Source organism: Limosilactobacillus urinaemulieris (assembly GCF_014838745.1).
Taxonomy (GTDB): Bacteria; Bacillota; Bacilli; order Lactobacillales; family Lactobacillaceae; genus Limosilactobacillus; species Limosilactobacillus urinaemulieris.
Genome location: NZ_JABUXR010000039.1, coordinates 1 through 1538, shown reverse-complemented (window position 1 = coordinate 1538; position 1538 = coordinate 1). Strand labels below are relative to the sequence as shown.

The window sequence follows — 1538 nt, the reverse complement described above, 5'->3', positions numbered from 1 at the left end:
AGGGTAGTCCGTCTTCACCTTAGCGATAACATCGGCTGGCGTCGTTGGTTCGCCGTTAGGCTTGACCAGTTTGTCGCTGGTTGCCGTATACTTCTCAGCGTCCTTTGGCATTTCTGCTAAGAAACTGTCGGCATCCACCGTGACACCGTTGACAACTAATTCCACGTTGTAGATTGTATCAGTATCCATGTCCTTTGGAACGGTGAGCTGAGCTGCTTTTTCCGCCTCAGCATTGCTGGTAACAGTGGTCCGTTTGAGTTCTTTGCCATTACTATTCCAGACGATTTCCACCTTCTGTCCATAGTCGTAAATAGCATTGACCTTGGAAATAGCCGTATCACCTGGCCGAGCTGTATGACCCACTGTATTATAGTTAGTTATATCAATGTTGTACTTTCCAATATTCGGCACTAGTGCAAAATGGAGGTTGTAACCCTGCTGTCTACTAGTAGTAATAAATGCGTTAGAATTTATGTAGTCACCACAGCCCCCGTACGCCAGCACTGGGTAGTTACTGTACGAACTTTGGATTTCGCCTGCTGGATTTAAGACAAACTGCAGGAGCCCATCAGTATCAATATCCTTACTAAAGTGCGCGGTATACTTACCATCAATCACTGGTGCTACCACTACTTCTTGGATGTACTCTGGATGGGCCTTCATGATTGCGAGCTGTTCATTAACCTCATCAATCGCCGTGGCAGCACTCCGGGTACTCTTCAAAGCCGCAATTCCCTCAGGAGTTAGCATCGCATTGACTACGCGGAAGCCAGTCTTAGCTTCATCGGCGGTCTGGTTAACAAAGTTTTCCCCAGCTGACGTTGGGAAAATCGTCCCTAGCTTTGATGTTTCCCACCAAACTCTACCGGAAACCCGATTGGTTCCCCCAGCAATGTTCCCCGGATGAGCATCCGGACCAGCATCGTCATACCGCCAAGTACTAGGGTCGCCAACCATTGTCTTGATCATCTCTGCCGTTGGTGCTTCACCAACGTAGATACTAGCCCGCTGGAGGTTAGCCCCGGCAAGGTAGAAGGCCCCCGCCGTAGTTGGCGTTGAGAAGCCCGGCGTGTTCCCGACGACTGGCCGGAAGGTGAATAATTCACTGCCGTCAGCCGACTTCTGCCCTGGTGCAAGCCACAGCTTCAAACGCTGTTTGGACGTTGGTAAAAATGTAAACTTGTGCTCAGTTCCCTTAGCATCGGTAAAGGTCGGCAAGTCGAAGGCAAAGACACCGTCACCCCCACCGTTGGAGGCTGCCCCTTCCAGGTAGTGACTCTTGGTCGAGTAAACCGGACTAATCGCCCCGTCAGTGTCAATCCACTGCAGGTTAACTTCATAGTCGTTTAACTTAGTCGAATTACCGGTCCCTGGGGTGTATCCAACTCGAGATTTTGGTGCCAGTTCTAGCCAACCGCTGACCACTTGGCTCGCGTTTGTCAGCTGACCACCCGTCTTTACATGGCCGGATTCGATGGCGTCAATATTGATTGGTGTGTCCTGGGAATTCCGGTTCGTCACAGCAGCCGGCTTCGTGG

At 50.7% G+C, this 1538-nt stretch carries 1 protein-coding gene; it reads right to left on the bottom strand.

The genetic code is table 11. The features are described 5' to 3' along the window. A partial coding sequence (locus HUK45_RS09260) for a YSIRK signal domain/LPXTG anchor domain surface protein (protein ID WP_235972108.1) occupies window positions 1–1538 on the bottom strand: 1538 nt, incomplete at both ends.